Annotated in this window: 11 protein-coding genes; 7 read left to right on the top strand and 4 right to left on the bottom strand. The window is 58.7% G+C overall.

Translation table 11 applies throughout. From position 1 onward, the window contains the following. Positions 1-15 precede the first annotated feature (15 nt). The 3 genes from DRW39_RS06985 to DRW39_RS06975 all read right to left on the bottom strand — a co-directional run bounded on the left by DRW39_RS06985 (position 16) and on the right by DRW39_RS06975 (position 2,438). Positions 16-198 (bottom strand): hypothetical protein, encoded by a 183-nt coding sequence (locus tag DRW39_RS06985; RefSeq protein WP_116106291.1) that lies wholly within the window; start codon positions 196-198, stop codon positions 16-18. A 12-nt stretch (positions 199-210) separates the two neighbouring features. Next, positions 211-1,845 (bottom strand): hypothetical protein, encoded by a 1,635-nt coding sequence (locus DRW39_RS06980; RefSeq protein ID WP_116106290.1) that lies wholly within the window; start codon positions 1,843-1,845, stop codon positions 211-213. A gap of 323 nt (positions 1,846-2,168) precedes the next feature. After that, on the bottom strand, positions 2,169-2,438 hold the full coding sequence (locus DRW39_RS06975) for a hypothetical protein (RefSeq protein ID WP_116106289.1): 270 nt from the start codon (positions 2,436-2,438) through the stop codon (positions 2,169-2,171). Positions 2,439-2,799: 361 nt separating this feature from the next. On the opposite strand from DRW39_RS06975, the gene clpB reads away from it, so the two are divergent. The 7 genes from clpB (at position 2,800) to DRW39_RS06940 (ending at position 17,160) form a co-directional block, all read left to right on the top strand. Beyond that, positions 2,800-5,433, top strand: coding sequence for an ATP-dependent chaperone ClpB (gene clpB / locus DRW39_RS06970; RefSeq protein ID WP_116106288.1), 2,634 nt, complete (start codon positions 2,800-2,802; stop codon positions 5,431-5,433). A 714-nt stretch (positions 5,434-6,147) separates the two neighbouring features. Beyond that, positions 6,148-7,746, top strand: coding sequence for a gliding motility-associated C-terminal domain-containing protein (locus tag DRW39_RS06965; protein ID WP_232830084.1), 1,599 nt, complete (start codon positions 6,148-6,150; stop codon positions 7,744-7,746). Between the two features lie 854 nt (positions 7,747-8,600). Further along, positions 8,601-10,118: a trypsin-like peptidase domain-containing protein gene (locus DRW39_RS06960; protein WP_116106286.1), complete on the top strand. Its 1,518-nt coding sequence runs from the start codon at positions 8,601-8,603 to the stop codon at positions 10,116-10,118. A gap of 85 nt (positions 10,119-10,203) precedes the next feature. Continuing rightward, a complete protein-coding gene (locus DRW39_RS06955; protein WP_116106285.1) occupies positions 10,204-10,644 on the top strand; it encodes a DUF2141 domain-containing protein in 441 nt (146 codons plus the stop codon). Between the two features lie 83 nt (positions 10,645-10,727). Continuing rightward, on the top strand, positions 10,728-14,288 hold the full coding sequence (locus DRW39_RS06950) for a PASTA domain-containing protein (protein WP_116106284.1): 3,561 nt from the start codon (positions 10,728-10,730) through the stop codon (positions 14,286-14,288). A gap of 49 nt (positions 14,289-14,337) precedes the next feature. After that, positions 14,338-16,806, top strand: a complete 2,469-nt coding sequence (locus tag DRW39_RS06945; protein ID WP_116106283.1) for a T9SS type A sorting domain-containing protein — start codon at positions 14,338-14,340, stop codon at positions 16,804-16,806. Positions 16,807-16,866: 60 nt separating this feature from the next. Further along, positions 16,867-17,160 carry a rhodanese-like domain-containing protein gene (locus DRW39_RS06940; RefSeq protein WP_116106282.1) on the top strand — a complete coding sequence of 98 codons (294 nt, stop codon included), beginning with the start codon at positions 16,867-16,869 and terminating at the stop codon, positions 17,158-17,160. 2 nt (positions 17,161-17,162) lie between these two features. Here the strand turns inward: DRW39_RS06940 and DRW39_RS06935 are convergent, their stop codons facing one another. Next, positions 17,163-17,675, bottom strand: a complete 513-nt coding sequence (locus DRW39_RS06935; protein ID WP_116106281.1) for an SPOR domain-containing protein — start codon at positions 17,673-17,675, stop codon at positions 17,163-17,165. Positions 17,676-17,736: the final 61 nt, after the last annotated feature.

Genomic DNA, 17,736 nt, shown 5'->3' with positions numbered 1-17,736 from the left:
ATCCGACCCGCGGGCTTACTTCGAGTACGTGCTGAACGCTTGCGCACTCGCCAAATCATCACCTTCCAGAATCTTAATTGCGCCGTGGGGGCCGGAGACGTTGGCTACGTGGTCGGCGGCCGCTTTTTGTGCTTTCTTGGCGGTGTCGTAGGAGTCTCCGATCTGGCCGTGCTTGGTGCAAATAACGTAGTAGTGCATAGTAGGGAAATTTTAAAAAGTGAAGGGTAAAGTGGTTTGAATTCCGAAGACGTTGCGGGTCAGGAGCGTTTCCTTTTCCCCGGTCCGCAGAATATCGCGTAAACCGTAAAAGATCTCAATATTGGCCAGCGTCGTCTTGGTGCCCGCCTTGGTGGCCGATAGGACGATCCCGCCCCGGAGCGAGGTGACGGGCCGGAAGGGGCCGAGATTCAGGGTCGACTGGACATGAAATCCGGCGGAATTGCTGCCGAATGCCATGCGGTAGTAATCAAATGCTATTTCTGCGGTCAGCACGTCGGTTTTGAATTCGCCTACGTAGGCCTGCTGGGAGGAGGATACGAAGCGGTTGCCGCCGAGGGAGTCAACGGACTGTATCGTGGCCAGCGGGAGGTCCTTAATGTTATTGCCGTAACTGAGTTCGGCGCCGATCGTGATGAACGAAACCTCGCGGTCGTTCTGCAGGTCGGTCCGGTCTTTGGGGCGATTCACGTAGCGGGACAGGGCGATATTAGCCGTAGGGATGAGATCAACCTGGGTCGTGACCGCCGGGGCATTTTCTTTCGTCCCGTTGGCCAGCAGGTTGTAGGATTCATTGGCCAGCGACCCACCTACGGAGAACCAGGCGAGGTCGGTATGGTGGATCCGAACCTGGTTGAAGCGGTCGAGGATGGCTCGGCGTTTGTCGTCGTACTCATTGTTTTTGACGGTCAGCAGATTGCCCTCGCGGTAATCGGCCAGCTTGGCGCGGGCTTGCCCGAGGCGAAGCGTAACGATCTCCAATCTCTGTTCGGTGGCATCCAGTTTAGGCTGGGAGAAGGTGTTTTCCTTGATTTCGTCCAGTGTTTCCGCCAGCGCGCGCCGCTTGGCCACGAGGGAGTCCTGTAGCCCGATCAATCCTTCGATGAGTCGGATGCTATCCAGCGAGAGCTCGGCCAGGCGGCGGAAGCCTGGAGCGGGTTTCGCCGCCTTGAGCGAGTCCAGGGCCGCGGATCGAGCCTGTAGAGAATCGGAATCCGTCTTATAGATATAGGTAAGTAAGCGAATTTCGTGCTCGAGCCTGGCCGTGCTTGCTTTTAAGCGGTGGTCCTGGGCCGGGTCGAGTGTGGGTCGGTCTCTGCCCCCGTACAGCAGGGAACGGGTTTTCTCCAATTCGGTGGAATCCTTCCGCAGCTTTTCTACCTCTTTACGGACGGTTTCGGTTTCCTCGGGGAAGGCTATCGGGTACAGCCGTTCCTGCTCCCGAAGGGCACGTAATTCCCGTTGAAGTAGTACTACGTCCGCATAATTGATTAGGCTGCTTTTCCCGACCCGAAAGCGGTTGAAGGTCATGCCCAAGGCCACTCCCTTTTTGAACTTATTTTCTTCGAATAAGCCGGCAATCCCCTCGTTGACCTTCCCTGAGAAGTCGAACGCCAGGACTTGCTGGTCGCCTACGATGGTGTATGCCCCCGACAGGGCCTGGTTCTCGGTGCTAATGCCCAAATAATTCCCAATAGTACCGTTCACGTTGGCGCTGAGGACCTTGGTAAATTCATTCCGAAGGATCTCGTTGAGGCGCATTTTTGAGATGTATTCCGCGTCTGATTCGATCAGGCGTTCTAATCGACTATAATCCTGAGCGTATACGTCGGATCGAATCCAAAACAAAGCGCAACTAATTAAGAAGCATACAGGGAGGTTTTTCATGGCTCGGCATCTTTACGTAGGTGGAAAATTCCTTTAAGGCGATACCAAAGGGGGGCGACTCAAGTGCCGGAGTTGACCCTTGAATGCACACCAGCGGGTACCATGATACCTATATGCTCCGGCCGGTAAATCGTAACCCGTGCCGGATACGGTTTTGGAGAAATATTTTATCCGGATTTATACAATGGACTGCACGCGCCGTGTCGGCCGGGTGCTGCCCTGTGTACGCATGGCGAAGGCTACCTTTTACCCGCGCGCTGGCGCACCGACCGCAGTTGCCCAACCTACACCTCTTCGGCGATCTGCAGGATCAGCCCCGCCACGCCCAGGATAAAGAAGAGGTTCAAGTTGTTGCTGCCCACCACGTTGCCGTAAACGGTGTCCGAGTGGCCCTGCAGGGAAGCAACGAGATTGACCACCGACTCCGGAGCCAACGTGCCGAAGGAAACGATGCTGAGCCCGATCACCAGGTCTGTGGAACCGCTCATCAGATGTTTCGCCCCGGAGATCAGCAACATGAAGCCGCCAACCATAACGCCTAGGGATAGCAGCATGCCGGTATGATTTACCGGCAGTTCTGTGGAGTGATATGGATCATGATGAGGGGTGTGACGTATGTGCGGGACCGCAGGTGAACCGACAAAATTGGAGTGGGACGAAAGCGGAGCGTTTCCCGTCTTTTCCGGAGGTATTTTACCTGCGCCCCGTCGCCATATTTCCTGCTAAAAAGGCAGCTTTAGCCGAATATGTACTGACAAAATTACCGAATCCATTTCGGGTGCGGCTTTTGCTAAGTAAGGTTGCGCGTCCGGTGAACCCCCTAAATACGGGGGTCGGTTACCTAAGTGCGCCATCCTTAAAAATCGCCGACAGGTCCGTCAAAGCCGACCGGCCGGCCACCAATCAATAAAATCTATGAACTTCAACAATTTCACCATCAAAAGCCAGGAGGTGCTCCAGCGGGCGAGTGAGATTGCGGTGGGTAACCAGCAGCAATCCATCGATCCGGCGCATATCCTGAAGGCGATCTTCGAGGTGGACGAGAGCGTGACGCCCTTCTTATTCAAGAAGCTGGGCGTAAATAATAGCGCGATCAAATCCGCCATTGACAGCATCGTAGCCGGCGTGCCCAAAGTGACGGGTGCCCAGCAGGTCCTGAGCCGCAACGGCGTCGAAATGGCCCAGCAGGCCAACGTCGTCGCCCGCGAGATGAAGGACGAGTACGTCTCCATCGAGCACCTGCTACTGGCCGCGCTGAAGATCAACGATCCGGCCGGGCAGGTCCTGAAGGACGCCGGCATACGCACCAAGGACCTTAAACTCGCCATCGAAGAACTTCGTGGAGGTAAGCGGGTCACGTCCAACAGTGCCGAGAATGCCTATAACTCGCTCGAAAAGTACGCCGTCAACCTGAACGAGCGGGCCCGCAACGGTAAGCTCGATCCGGTTATCGGTCGCGACGAGGAAATCCGCCGCGTCCTGCACATCCTCGCGCGCCGGAGTAAGAACAACCCCATTCTGATCGGCGAACCCGGCGTGGGTAAAACCGCCATCGTGGAGGGCCTGGCTCACCGCATCGTGGACGGCGACGTGCCGGAAGACCTGCGGGATAAGGAGATCTTCAGTCTAGACATGGGTGCCCTCATCGCCGGTGCCAAGTACCAGGGTGAGTTCGAGGAGCGCCTTAAGGGCGTCATCAACGAAGTCACCCAGGCCGATGGCCAGATCTTCCTGTTCATCGACGAGATCCACACGCTGGTGGGTGCCGGTAAGGGACAGGGGGCCATGGACGCCGCCAATATCCTGAAGCCCGCCCTGGCCCGCGGCGAACTCCGCGCCATCGGTGCCACTACCCTGGCCGAGTACCAGAAGTACTTCGAGACCGATAAGGCCCTCGAACGCCGCTTCCAGCAGGTCACGGTCGACGAGCCCAGCGAGGAAGATGCCATTTCCATCCTCCGCGGTCTGAAGGAGCGCTACGAAACGCACCATAAGATCAATATCCTGGACGAGGCCGTCGTAGCCGCCGTACAGCTTTCGGAGCGCTACATCACGGACCGCTTCCTGCCCGATAAGGCCATCGACCTGATCGACGAGGCCGCTGCCCGCCTGCGCCTCGAGATGAACTCCATGCCCGAGGAACTCGACGAGCTCGAGCGCCGCATCCGCCAGCTCGAGATCGAGCGGGAGGCCGTCAAGCGCGAAAACGACGAGACGAAAATCGAACGCATCCGCAAGGACCTTGCCAACCTCGAGGAGCGCCGCAACGAGCTGCGCGCCCAGTGGGAAAGCGAGCGGGAGGTAGTGCTCGGTCTGCAGCAGGCCAAGCAGCGGATCGACGAGTTGAAAAACGAAGCCATGCGCCTGGAGCGCGCCGGTGAGTACAGCAAGGTTGCCGAGATCCGCTACGGGCAGATCCCCGCGGTGGAAGGCGAACTGAAGGAGTACACCGATCGGCTCGCCGACATGCAGACCAAAGCCAAGATGCTGGTCAAGGAGGAGGTCGACAGCGAAGACATCGCCGAGATCGTTGCCCGTTGGACGGGCATCCCCGTGACCCGTATGCTCCAGAGTGAGCGCGAGAAATTGCTTCAGCTCGAGGAAGAACTGCACCAGCGCGTGATCGGACAGGACGAGGCCGTCGAAGCCGTAGCCGACTCCATCCGCCTGAACCGCACCGGCCTGAGCAACCAGGATCGCCCGATCGGCTCCTTCCTCTTCCTCGGTACTACCGGGGTAGGTAAGACGGAGCTGGCCAAGGCCCTGGCCGACTACCTCTTCAACGATGCCGACATGATGACCCGCATCGATATGAGCGAGTACCAGGAACGCCACGCCGTAAGCCGGCTGGTGGGTGCGCCTCCGGGTTACGTGGGTTACGACGAGGGCGGACAGCTGACCGAAGCCGTGCGTCGCAAGCCGTACAGCGTAGTCCTGCTCGACGAGATCGAGAAGGCCCACCCGGATGTATTCAACATCCTGCTGCAGGTCCTCGACGACGGTCGCCTCACCGATAACAAAGGTCGGATCGCGAACTTCAAGAACACGATCATCATCATGACCTCCAACATCGGCTCCGAGATCATCCGGGAGAAGTTTTCCCAGATCGAGGATGGCAACGAAGAGGAGATCATTGCCGATACGAAAGACACGCTCTTCAACGTGTTGAAGCAGACCGTACGCCCCGAGTTCCTGAACCGCATCGACGACATCGTCATGTTCCGGCCCCTCGGTCGCGGCGACATCCGCCAGATCGTGGAACTGCAACTCAACGAGGTCAAGCATATGCTGGCCGAGCAGGGCATCACCCTCACCGTGGCCCCCGAAGCCATGGACTGGCTCGCCGCCGAGGGGTATAATCCCGAATTCGGTGCCCGTCCGCTGAAGCGGGTGATCAAAAAGCGCGTCCTGCGGCAACTCTCTAAGCAGATGCTGCAGAACGACATCCTGCCCGGTAGCCAGATTGTCCTCGACGTATTCGGGGACGTGGTCGTCTTCCGCCAGGCCCGCGAGGGCGAACGAATCGCCGAAACCGCCGAGCTGCTCTAAGCTACTATTTGACGTGTATGATATGGCGGCCCCTGCTCCCGGTGTGGAGTGGGGGCTTTTTAGTTGTTGAATTGGTGAATCAGTGAATGGGTGAATAGCTGCCGCTTGGGTCTGCTCGCTTCGCTCGTGAGCGGGATACTCAACACTGATTTCGCAGGTTCGCTTTGCGGGTGCCTTCGGCGGTTTGAGCACGTATTTCATGGTTTGCTTTGCTTTGCTCGCTTCGCTCGTGGGGGGGATGCTCAACACCGATTTCGCAGATTTTGGGCACAGATTTTCACGGATTTCTTAATCGGCTCTGCTCGCTTCGCTCGCGGGGCACTGGTGCCGGGTGGGGGAGATCCATTTCCACCCGATTTCACACTTCAGTGTGCTTTGCAGGTGGCACAGTACCGACCGGAGGCGGAGCTCCGGAACTCAGGGGCCAGCGGAGGCGCGCAGCGCATTCAATAATCCGTGATATCCGGAGTCCTGCAATAATCTGTGCACATCCGTGCCCGAGCGAAGCGAATCGGTGTAAATCTGTGTGAACCCAAAACACGATTCATAGGCAAGGTCGGACCTGAGGTCCTCCACCCATAAGCTCCACGATCCGCAGGTAAGGTCGGACCTGAGGTCCTCCACCCATGAGCTCCACGATCCGCAGGTCCCCGACCCATGAGCACCTCAAGCCGACCTATTGCGCAAGGAACCGGGGTAAGCTATCTTGTCTTCGTGGTACCCCGGCAAAAACAGCGCAGTACAGGAGGACGGAAGCGGCCGCTATCCGGTAAGACGGTATGGCTGCTCGTGTGCTGGCTGCTACCGTGCCTGCTAGCCGCCCAGGAAATCTGCGATAACGGCCTGGACGACGACGCCGACACGCTCGTAGACCTCAACGACCCCGACTGCGCGTGCCAGGTGATCGAGCCCAAGTCGCTCATTCCCAACCCCTCCTTTGAGGAGATGAACTGCTGCCCCTTCTCGAGAAGCCAGCTGGACTGCGCGGAGACCTGGATCCAGGCCTCCGAGCCGACTACGGACTACATTAATACCTGTGGTTGGATGGGGTGGGATGAATTTCCCCCTCCGCAGCCTTTTCCCGATGGCGATGGCATCATGGGCTTTCGCGACGGCCGGGTGTTGCAGCAAGGCATGCCGGAAACGAATTGGAAGGAATACGCCGGGGCCTGCCTCCTTCGTCCCTTGCTCGCCGGCACTTCCTACCGTTTCGAATTCGACGTCGGCTTCGTGGACGCGCAGCAATCCCCCCCGATCAACGTTTCTTTTTTTGGCACCACGGACTGTGACTACCTGCCCTTCGGTACGGGCAACGAGGCCTTTGGGTGCCCGACCAACGGCCCGAACTGGAAAAAGCTGGGGGAGGTGCGCGTCTCCGGCGGGGGCAGGAATACGTGGGTCAAAGCCTCCATCGAAATCATCCCCGAAGAAAACATCCGCGCGATCGCCATCGGGCCGGATTGCAGCGCCACCTACAGTTCCGTTAGTACCTACTATTTCTTCGATAACCTGCTGCTGGCGGACTTAGAGGTATTCGAACTCCGTATTACCGAACTGGAGCATCCCTGTAGTCCGGACTTCACGCTCACCGTGCCCTTCAACTCGGCGTACGACTACCAGTGGTACCTGGAGGGCAGGGCCTTGGCGGGAGAAACGGAGGCAACCCTGTCACGCCACTACGGAGAGGGTAGCTACCAGGTACGGATCACCGACGAGCAGAGCTGTCGGCTTACCGAAGCTTATGCGTATCGCATCCCCACCTTTCGCACGCCGGCCCGGGTAGCAATTTGCGAGGACGACAGCTACCTTTTCGGCGACCGACGCCTGATTGAAAGCGGCGACTACGTGGACACCTTTGCCACTCGTTTTGGCTGCGACAGTATTGTCGATCTGCAACTCGAGGTCATCGGCGACACCTACGATACCCTGACGGCTTCGGTACTAAATGGGGAACTTTTTGAAATCGGCGACTACGGCTTCCGGGCAGCGGGCGATTATCCCCTCACGTTCACCTCCTCCCTGGGCTGCGACAGCCTGGTGCTCCTGCAGCTCTCCAGTTTTGACATCTTCATCCCCAATGCTTTTAGCCCCAACGCCGACGGGCGCAACGACCTCTTTCAGCCCTTTGCCGCCGGCGAGTTGATTGAATCCGTGGACATGCAGGTATTCGACCGCTGGGGGAATAGCGTGTACCGGGGCGCGGGCTGGGACGGCGGGGACATGCCGTCGGGCTACTTCGTCTACACCATGCTCATCGCCTTCCGGAACGGTAGGGAAAAGCGATTTTCGGGTGGGGTTACGCTGGTTAGGTGAATTTGTGAATTGCTGGATTAGTGAATTCGTGAATGGGCGGTCGGGATAGTATCCGTCGGAAACTTGGCTTGCGGAGCCTCCGCTATGCCCGACGGTCGAGCGATTTTCGGTTGGGGTTATGCTGGTTGGGTGAATTTGTGAATTACTGGATTAGTGAATTCGTGAATGGGCGGTCGGGATAGTATCCGTCGGAAACTTGGCTTGCGGAGCCTCCGCTATGCCCGACGGTCGAGCGATTTTCGGTTGGGGTTATGCTGGTTGGGTGAATTCGTGAATTACTGGATTAGTGAATTCGTGAATGGGCGGTCGGGATAGTATCCGTCGGAGAATTGGCCCGCAGAGCCTTTGCTACGCCCGAAGTTCGAGCGGTTTTCAGCCCGAGGTGATACCATGGTATGCGGCAGCAAATTCACCAATTCACTCCTTCACGAATTCAGTCCTCCCACGAGCGACCCGTCGGCGGACCAGCTCCGCTGGGCAGGCGACTATTGAAGACCGCAGGGTCAAGCCCCCTCCGGCTCCGAGACGATACGACCATGTGCGGCAGCAAATTCACCAATTCACTCCTTCACGAATTCAATCCTCCCACGAGCGACCCGTCGGCGGACCAGCTCCGCTGGGCAGGCGACTATTGAAGACCGCAGGGTCCAAACCCCCTCCGGCTCCGGGACGATACGACCATGTGCGGCAGCAAATTCACGAATTCAGTCCCTCACCCATTCACCATTTAACCCACCCCCGTTAAAGACTGTTAAGAACCGGGCGGATAACCAACCAATTGAATGGTACAATCGTCTTAATACCGTGCTTTCGGCCAAGTTTGTCGAGACACGCCGAATTAATAAAATAGTCCCATGAAAAAATTTCTCTTGATCGTATTTGTCGCCGTACTCGGTGGGTTGATCGCCCTCGGTGGCGCCAACTATCTGGGTTGGGGCGATACGCGCTACGTTGAAGTAGCGAACACCCCCTCCAGTTTTGCCAATTTCGCCAGTGCACCGAACACCCGCGTGGTGCCCGCGCCGACCGACGGCTTCGTCGTAGCGGCCGATCGCGCCCTGCCTGCCGTCGTGCACATCAAAGCCTCCAAGTCCATGGGTGGCCGCGGCAGTGTACAGACGCCCTTCGGCAACATCGACCCCGACCAGATTCCGGACGCCTTCCGCGACCTGTTCGGTAACCCCCGTGGTGGTGACGGTGGCGAAATGCCCCTCCAGCAGGGCAGCGGATCCGGTGTTATCGTCAGCAGCGACGGTTACATTGTATCCAATAACCACGTCGTAGCCGACGCCGAAGAACTCGAAGTCATTCTCAACGACGAGCGTACCTATACCGCGAAAGTGATCGGTACGGACCCGACCACCGATATCGCCCTGATTAAAATCGACGAAACCGACCTGCCCACCATCAAATTCGCCAACAGCGATGACGTCAAAATCGGGGAGTGGGTCGTAGCCGTCGGTAACCCCTTCAGCCTGACGAGTACCGTTACCGCGGGTATCGTATCCGCCAAGGGCCGCAGCATCGACATCGTACGCCGCAGTGGTGGCGACCTGGCCATCGAATCCTTCATCCAGACTGACGCCGTCGTCAACCCCGGTAACAGTGGAGGCGCCCTCGTCAACCAGAACGGTGACCTCATCGGCATCAATACGGCCATTAGCAGCCCGACCGGCGTTTTTGCCGGCTACAGCTTCGCCGTACCCAGTGCCATCGTGAAGAAGGTAGCCGAAGACCTGCGCGAATACGGTGTAGTTCAGCGGGGTCTGCTCGGAGCCCGCATCCAGCAGCTTAATACCGCCAGTGCCGGTAAACTGGATATCGACCGCAACAATGGTGTCTACGTAGCCGAAGTGATGGAAGGTAGCGCCGCCCAGGAAGCAGGCATCCAGAACGGTGACGTGATCGTTGCCGTCGACGGCGTCAAGACTTTCCGCAGCAGTACCCTGCTCGAGCAACTCGGTCGCCGCCGGCCCGGTGACGAGGTGACCATCAGCGTGGAGCGCGACGGTGATCTGCAGGACTTTAAAGTTCGCCTGAAGAACAGCAACGGCACCACCGACGTCATTCTGCCCGAAGAAACGCCCGAGGTCTATGCCGACCTGGGTGCCGACTTCGAGAATCTGGACGAAGATTACGCCGAAGAGCTCAACATCGAGGGCGGGGTAGCCGTAGCCGATCTCGGTAACGGGCTGCTCGCCGAACAGACCCGTGTCCGCCCCGGCTTCATCCTCACGAAGGTGAATGGCCGCTCCGTCAAGGATGTCGAGCAACTGCAGCGACTGCTGGAGGTAAGCCGCGGTGCCGTCACCCTGGAGGGTTTTTACCCCGACAATCCGGAAAAGACGGTCAACTACGCCATCGTCAAGTAGACGGCGGCCGCATAACCGACCAAACGTAAAGACGCGGGCGATTCCTCTTCACAAAGGGGTCGCCCGCTTTGTTTATGGGGGTACCATGAAGTGGATACTCTGCCTGATGCCTTTCCTTACCCTACCACCCGCGCCGGTCACCTTCGGGGCGCGGCCGGATAAGGGCACGCTCGACGTCCGGATCGAAAATATCGTCACCAATGCGGGGACGCTGTGGATTGGCGTTTACGAATCAGAAGACGATTTTCTCGACCGGGAACGCGCCCGGCTCATTCACCAACCCGTACGCCACGTCGGAGAGGCGCAGGTTCGCATCGATAACCTGACCGTAAACAAGCGTTACGCCATCGCCGTCTTTCAAGATGTCAACGACAACGGGGACCTGGACACGAACTGGCTGGGACTGCCCGCCGAGCCCTACGCCCTGAGTCGCCCGCTCCAAAGCTGGTTTCGGGCCCCGCGATTTGAGGAGATGAGTTTCGTCTTTCATCCCGGGGAAGAATTGCCGCCCATGCGGTTGCGGTAGCCATGTAATAAATCCGCCCTAAAGAACCGTTAAGCTTTGTATGCCGGATGCGTTAACTTCGCGGCCCCCCTTCAAAGCAGTGTATGAGTATTAAAGTAGGCATCTTTTTCGGCGGCCCCTCCCGGGAACGTGAGATCTCCTTTGCCGGGGGGCGGACGGTGTACGATAACCTCGATAAGTCCCTCTTCGAGCCGGTCCCCATCTTTGTCGACAGCTATAAGCGATGGTACCTGCTGGACTGGCAGTATCTCTACCGTGGCAGCATCCGGGATTTCTTCCCCCCTGTTTCGTTGGCGCCCGAGAGTCGCCATGGATTCCAGGTGTACCAGGAAAGTCTCGGCCCCAAGGACGAGCTGGAGCTGGAAGAAATGGGCAGCCACGTCGGCCGTCGTATCCGCCGCGAGGAATTACCGCAGCTGATTGACATCGCCTTCCTGGCCCTGCACGGGGAGTACGGCGAAGATGGCCAGCTACAGCGCGAACTGGAGTACGCCGGCGTACCCTATACCGGCAGCGGCGTAGAGGCCAGCGAGATCGGCATGGATAAGGCCGTTCAAAAGGAAATGATGGCCCGCGATGGCTTTCCTTCTCCTCCCATCCTGGTTATTGAAAAAGAGGAGCTCGGCACGACCCCCATCGAGCAGCTGTTTGCGGACTCCGTGGAGAAGATCGGCTGGCCCATGGTGGTCCGCCCCGCGCGGCAGGGCAGCAGCATCGGCGTGGCGATCCTCAAAGAAGAAGAGGGACTCACCGGCTTCGAGCGGGCCGTAAACGCCGCTTTCTTCCGGGAGGCCGTCCTGCTTTCCGATTATGCCGAGCAGTCCGCAGAGGATCGCATCGAGTACGTCCGTAAGGTCAGCGACCTCCGCGACGGTATCGCTTTTCCACTGGACGCCCAGCGCGGCGATCACCGGCTCACGATCTACACGCCCGACGACCTGCACGAGTACCTGGAAAGCGCCGCCGCCGACGGGGGCCACCCCCTGGTCTTGCTGGAAGGACACCAGACCGAGCAGCGGGTCATCATCGAGGGCTTCATCGACGGGCGGGAGTTTTCCACCATCGTCCTGCGCAAGCCCGACGGTGGGGTAGTGGCGCTCCCACCGACCGAGATCGTCAAATTCGAAGGCGATCTTTTCGATTACCGAAGCAAATACCTGCCGGGGCGCAGCCGTAAGGTCACCCCCATCGATCTGCCGAGCGATGCCATCCAGCGCATCCGCATCGAGACGGAGCGGCTGTTCGAACAGCTCGGATTTCACGTCTACGCGCGCATCGACGGATTTTACACCGCCGACGGCAACATCTACCTCAACGATCCGAATACGACCAGCGGCATGATGCCCTCGTCGTTCTTCTTCCACCAGGCGGCCGAGATCGGCCTGAGCCCTTCCCAGTTCCTGACGTACATCATCCGCACCAGCCTGCAGGAGCACCGGTATACGGAGCTGATGGAGCAACTCGATGGCGAATTAGACGATTTGGCGGCGAGCGCAGGTGAAAAAGAGCGTGTCGCGGTCATGCTGGGTGGAACGAGTTTTGAGCGCCACATAAGTGTGGAATCCGGTCGTAACGTGTATGAAAAGCTTAGTTCTAGCGAGCGGTTCCGCCCATTACCCATTTTCCTGACGGCTCCGATTGACGACTCCCACGAGGGGGAAGACTTCGTCGTGTACCAGCTGCCCATCAATCTGCTGCTGAAGGACAACGCGGACGATATCCGCGACAAACTGATCAAACAGGAGGAACACCCGGTGATCCGCGAGATCCGGGACGCCTGCCGGGACATCACCGCCCGTTACGCCGATCCGGACGTGGTCTTCCACCCGGACTTCGTGCCCTTATCCGCCCTGCCCGACCGGGTCGACCTGGTCTTCATTGCCCTGCACGGCCGGCCGGGAGAAGACGGTCAGGTACAGCGGAAGCTCGAAAAGCTGGGCCTGCCCTACAACGGCTCCAGCCCCGAAAGCTCCTCGGTCACCATCGATAAGTACGAAACCCTGCATGCCCTCTACGACGGTGGTTTGCCGGTGACCGAACAGCTCCTGGCCAGCCGGCAGGACTACCAGCTCAACGCCAAGGGCTTCATGAACCGGGTGGAAGAATGCTTTGGTTTCCCCATCATCGCCAAGCCGGTGGATGACGGCTGTAGTTCCGCCGTACTCCTCCTGCGCAACCGCGAGCAGCTGGCGGCTTACTGCACGCTGACTTTCGATCCGGGTGGCCCGGCCGAACAGGCGGCGCGTCGGACCCTGAAACTGGGTGATCAGGAAGAGTGGCCGTTGGGTAAGAGCACCATCCTCTTCGAATCGCCGATCACGGCCGAAGGGTCTGCGAAATTCCTGGAGATCACCGGCGGCATGCTCACCCATTACGGGCCCGACGGCGAGATCCGATACGAGGTATTTGAACCCAGCGAGGCCCTGGCCGGGGGAGAGATCCTGAGCCTGGAGGAAAAATTCCTGGCCGGGGAGGGGCAAAACCTCACTCCGGCGCGGCTGGCCTACGGTCAGTACGATTACGAGCAAGTGGCTTCGCAGGTCAAACGCGACCTCGAGAAGGCCGCCCGTATCCTCGACGTCACCGGATACTGCCGCATCGATGCCTTCGTACGGGTGCACGAAGACGGCCGCGCGGAAACGATCGTGATCGAGGTCAACAGCCTGCCGGGCATCACGCCGGCTACGGCCATCTTCCATCAGGCTGCCATCGCCGGTTACCAGCCCTATCAGTTTATCGCCGCTATCCTTGATTTCGCCAAGGAACGGAAGCAGCGACAGGGGCTGCCCCCCGCCACGACGGTCGCTCCCGCAGTAGCCACCCCACCATTGAAAGACACTACACCTGCGCCCCGCCGCCCAAAAAAAAAAGCTAACGTGGTAACGACCATTTTGAAGAATGTGGCCGCCGCCCTGCTGTTCTTCACCCTGCTGTTCCTGGTACTGAAATTCGGCCTGGAGTGGTACACCAACCACGGGGAAAGCATGGCTTTGCCGACCTTCGAGGGGATGCAGATCGAACAGGCGCGCGCCCTCGCCAAAGACAACGATCTTAACCTGGACGTGACGGTCGGCACTTTCGACCCCGAAAAACCGCCCGGACTGGTCGTCCAGCAGCAACCGCCCGTCGGGAGCCGTGTCAAGAACAACCGGACCGTATACCTGACGGTACTGAGCGACGACGCCCCCGACGTTACGCTTCCCGGTCTGGTGGGCAATTACGATTACAATCAGTACGTCCGGCTACTGAAGGTTAAGAATCTGAAGTACCGCGTGCGGGAACGGCAATTCGATGCCAAGCAGGAGGACGGGACCATCCTGTACCTGTACTACGACGACCGCAAGATCACCGACGAGGACCTGCGGAAGGGCGTCACCGTACCCATGGGCAGCACGATCGACTTCGTCATCACGCAGCGACGCGGCGACAATGTCCGGCTGGAGGATTACCGCTGTCAGACATACGGAACGGCGGAATTCGCCATCACCGGGAGCCAGCTGGTGATCGGACGCGTGGTCGGTGACGTAGCCAACCGGAACGAGGCGTACATCACGCGGACCGAGCCGGGAGCCGGCGCACAACTGGAAACCGGAGCGAAGGTGGATGTCTACCTCAGTGAAACGCGGCCGGCTGACTGTCAGTGACCCAATCTTATTGCCGCCGCCAACGTTGCGTAGTGGCTAACAGACACGAATGAAGCTCCTACTTTCCCTCCTACTGGCCTGCAGCGCCGGGCTGGCCGCCCAACAAATCGTCCCACTAGCCGAGCACGCCCAGCTGCTCGACGGCCGACCCCGGCACGCCCCCGCCGGGCTGCAAACCTGCGAGGACCCGGATCTGCCCGGTATCGAGCGGATACTGGCCGGGGCGGGTAGCACCGTACGGATCGACCTCGATACCGCCGGCCTGGGGAGTGACCTGAATGACTACCGCTGCATCGGCTGCGACGAAGCCAACTTCGGTACCGTGGAGCTACGCAACGATACCGTGATCTACACGGCCCTCCCCGACGTAGAGCAGGGGCTGGACACGGTGGGTTTCACCGTCTGCTCCGCTACGGTCTGCGCGGATACGACCTTTCTCGTCCTGCTCGTACAACGCGCCGGGCGGACCATCGAACTCGGTAACCAACTCGTGACGCCTGAGTCCTTTACGGAGGTCAGCGTGCCCGAGCCGGAGCTTCCCGGTGGTGCGTTCTGCCGGACCATTGGAAGCTGCACCGACGATTACCCCGGGCGGGGACAGCGATTCGCCTTTCTTACCGGCATGGACGGGGGGAACGACTTTCAGTACGAAGCCGCCCGCTACGGCGGTATCGACGAGGTATGCGTCACGGTTTGCAACGAATACGGTCTCTGCGATACCTACCGCACGACCTTCACCCTCGACCGGGAACCGGTAAGCCTGCCCTTCTTTGACGATTTCAGCTACGATGACGTACGCCCGGAGCTGGATTACTGGCAGGATGCCGATGTCCTGATCAACCGTGGCTACGGCGTGCGACCACCTTCCCTTGGCGTGGCAACCTTCGACGCCGTCGACTACGCCGGCCAATCGTACCCGCAGATTGGCAACGGCCGCCGATCTACCCCACGCGATTACCTGACCTCCGTTCCGATCCGCCTGGCCGGACAGAGTGGAACGGTACTCTCCTTCTACCTTCAGGCCAAGGGCTACGGTAACCGGCCGGAGGTACAGGATAGCTTCCTGGTGCAGTTTCTAGCGCCCGACGGCAGCTGGAATACGGTCTTTTCCCGGGAGGGCCTACTGAGTACCCGGCCGAACAGCTTCATCCCGGAATTCACGGGGGAGACGATCGCGGTGCCGGCCGCTTACGAATACGACGGTTTCCAATTTCGCTTCGTCAATCTCAGCACCGAGCGGGGCTCCGTGGATAACTGGAACCTCGACTATGTCAAGCTGAGCAACCAATCCGTTAGCCTGGTCAACCAGGACCTCGCCCTGATCGAGCAACCGTTCCGGCTGACCGCCCCGTACACCAGCATTCCGGTGCGCCATCTCCAGGCGGGCGGGCAGAGCCTGCTGGTGGATAGCGTATACCTACGGATGTGGAACCACCGGGCGGACGTGACGCCGGTGACCGCCTCGCGGTTTCGCATCGTCGACGAGACGAACGGTACGGTGATCGGAGAGAACGGCCTGATCCCGTCCGCCTACTTCGGGCAGGACAACGGCATCGCCCCGGCGGGGATCGAGGAGCGACGCGGCACTTTCGATCAATTGCCGTCCTACAACCAATTACGCGCTTATCTATCCGGGCTCGATCCGGCGAGGAATTATACGCTGTCCACGACCTATGATCTTACCGTAGCTACGGAAGATGCCAGCTTCGCGCCGGGAATACTGGAGAACAGTCAGGCGACCGAGATAACCGAACTGGGAGACTACATGGCCTACGATGACGGCACGGCGGAAGTGGCCATTGAGGGGCAGGGCGGAAATATTATCGTGCAGCGGTATACCGCCTTCGTGGAGGATGAGTTGACCGGAATACGGATTCGCTTGCCCAGGTTACTGGACGGTGCCGGCAACCAGGGGATCACACTGGTGGTCTACGGCGAAAGCGAAACTGGCGGACCGGGAGAATTGCTTTATGCCGCCGACTACCCCTTGCTGTACGCCGAGGATTACTACCGGGACTCCCTACAGGCCTTTACCAGTTACGCGCTGGAGGAGCCCCTGCCCCTGCCGGTGGGCGCGTTTTTCGTGGGGTGGCAACAGCAGGAGTCCGACCGGTCTTTATCGGTGGGGTTTGACCGCAATAATCCGTTAAGCGGACTGCAGTACTTTGATGCCGGCAGTGGCTGGCAGGAACTACTGGGCTCTACACGGGGCGCTATTATGATTCGGCCGCTGCTTTCCGGAGCCGATGTCCGCCCAACGTCGACCGGGGAATCGCGCGATTTGAGCGCCGACCTCCGGCTCTTTCCGAATCCTACAAACGGAATAGTGAACATACGTTTGCCTAATCGACTTATAAACAGCGAGATACAAATCGTAATTTTATCGATGGATGGCAGGGAGGTACTGCGCCAGCGGGGAAGTACGCAGGTGGACGTGAGTCACTTACCGGCGGGTCTGTATTTGCTCGAATGCCGGGCGGATGAGCGGGTAGGCCGCGTAAAATTCGTTAGGAAGTAATCTATTCTGCCTTATCCTTGTTGCGTCAAACCGAACCCTGACCTGTAAGTCAAAAGATCAATGGAAGCAACCGTAGAAGAACTGAAAAGACGTGAAAAGGAAGACAAGAAAGATTATGTCTTGCTGGACGTTCGGGAAGATTATGAACGAGCCGAATTTAACGTCGGAGGCATTCACGTGCCGCTAGGACAGTTGAGTATGGGAATGGAAAAACTGGCCCCGTACCGGGACCAGGAAATCATTGTTTACTGTCGCAGCGGAAAGCGCTCCGCGATGGCCCAGGAATTGCTCCGCCAGTCCGGCTTCAAAAACGTGCGAAACCTGGAAGGCGGCATGTTAGCCTACCAGAAGTAAGTTCATCGTTTGCGGTAAACTTCCACTTCGAAGCCCGCACTACGAACCCGTTGCGCCAGTTCGGCGGCTTCACCGTACGATTCCGTGTGATCCACGAGGGCGACGGCGTACTTACCGCGATCAAAAATCTCGAGGGCGGTGCGATCAAAGCCCGCCGATTTCAGGTTACGTACACGGGTCCGCGCATTGATCTGCTGCCGAAAGGTGCCGGCAATTACAAAAAAATTGCCAGTATTTGAACTATTGGACGTCACACCATCGTCGGCGCTGGTGGCGGGCACAAGGTCCTGAAAACGTTGGTTTTGCGTGGTAGATGATCCATCGGCCATCCGTTGGCTGTCACGGATATTCAGGGAATCATCGGGTGTAAGCCTTGGATGTTCCGAAGAAATGGCCTTATCTTCGATCCCAGTTTGGCTTTGCTCCGATGCGGCAATAGCCTGAGAAACGAGCAGCGCAAGCGCGATCAGGCAGACAACAAGGATTAAAGGTATCAGTATCGATGTCTTCTTCATTGTGAACTTTTGTAAACGCCAAATGCTGGAAACCCTAAAGATATAACGTGTGATGCCGACA

This window comes from Lewinella sp. IMCC34191 (genome assembly GCF_003390935.1).
Lineage (GTDB): Bacteria > Bacteroidota > Bacteroidia > Chitinophagales > Saprospiraceae > Neolewinella.
This window is presented reverse-complemented; position numbering and strand designations above follow the sequence as displayed.

What these genes read in the sequence shown, in the direction of transcription:
- DRW39_RS06985 (WP_116106291.1), bottom strand. Translation starts at nt 198, where the DNA reads ATGCACTACTACGTTATTTGCACCAAGCACGGCCAGATCGGAGACTCC.
- DRW39_RS06975 (WP_116106289.1), bottom strand. Translation starts at nt 2,438, where the DNA reads ATGCTGCTATCCCTAGGCGTTATGGTTGGCGGCTTCATGTTGCTGATC.
- clpB (WP_116106288.1), top strand. Translation starts at nt 2,800, where the DNA reads ATGAACTTCAACAATTTCACCATCAAAAGCCAGGAGGTGCTCCAGCGG.
- DRW39_RS06960 (WP_116106286.1), top strand. Translation starts at nt 8,601, where the DNA reads ATGAAAAAATTTCTCTTGATCGTATTTGTCGCCGTACTCGGTGGGTTG.
- DRW39_RS06955 (WP_116106285.1), top strand. Translation starts at nt 10,204, where the DNA reads ATGAAGTGGATACTCTGCCTGATGCCTTTCCTTACCCTACCACCCGCG.
- DRW39_RS06950 (WP_116106284.1), top strand. Translation starts at nt 10,728, where the DNA reads ATGAGTATTAAAGTAGGCATCTTTTTCGGCGGCCCCTCCCGGGAACGT.
- DRW39_RS06945 (WP_116106283.1), top strand. Translation starts at nt 14,338, where the DNA reads ATGAAGCTCCTACTTTCCCTCCTACTGGCCTGCAGCGCCGGGCTGGCC.
- DRW39_RS06940 (WP_116106282.1), top strand. Translation starts at nt 16,867, where the DNA reads ATGGAAGCAACCGTAGAAGAACTGAAAAGACGTGAAAAGGAAGACAAG.
- DRW39_RS06935 (WP_116106281.1), bottom strand. Translation starts at nt 17,675, where the DNA reads ATGAAGAAGACATCGATACTGATACCTTTAATCCTTGTTGTCTGCCTG.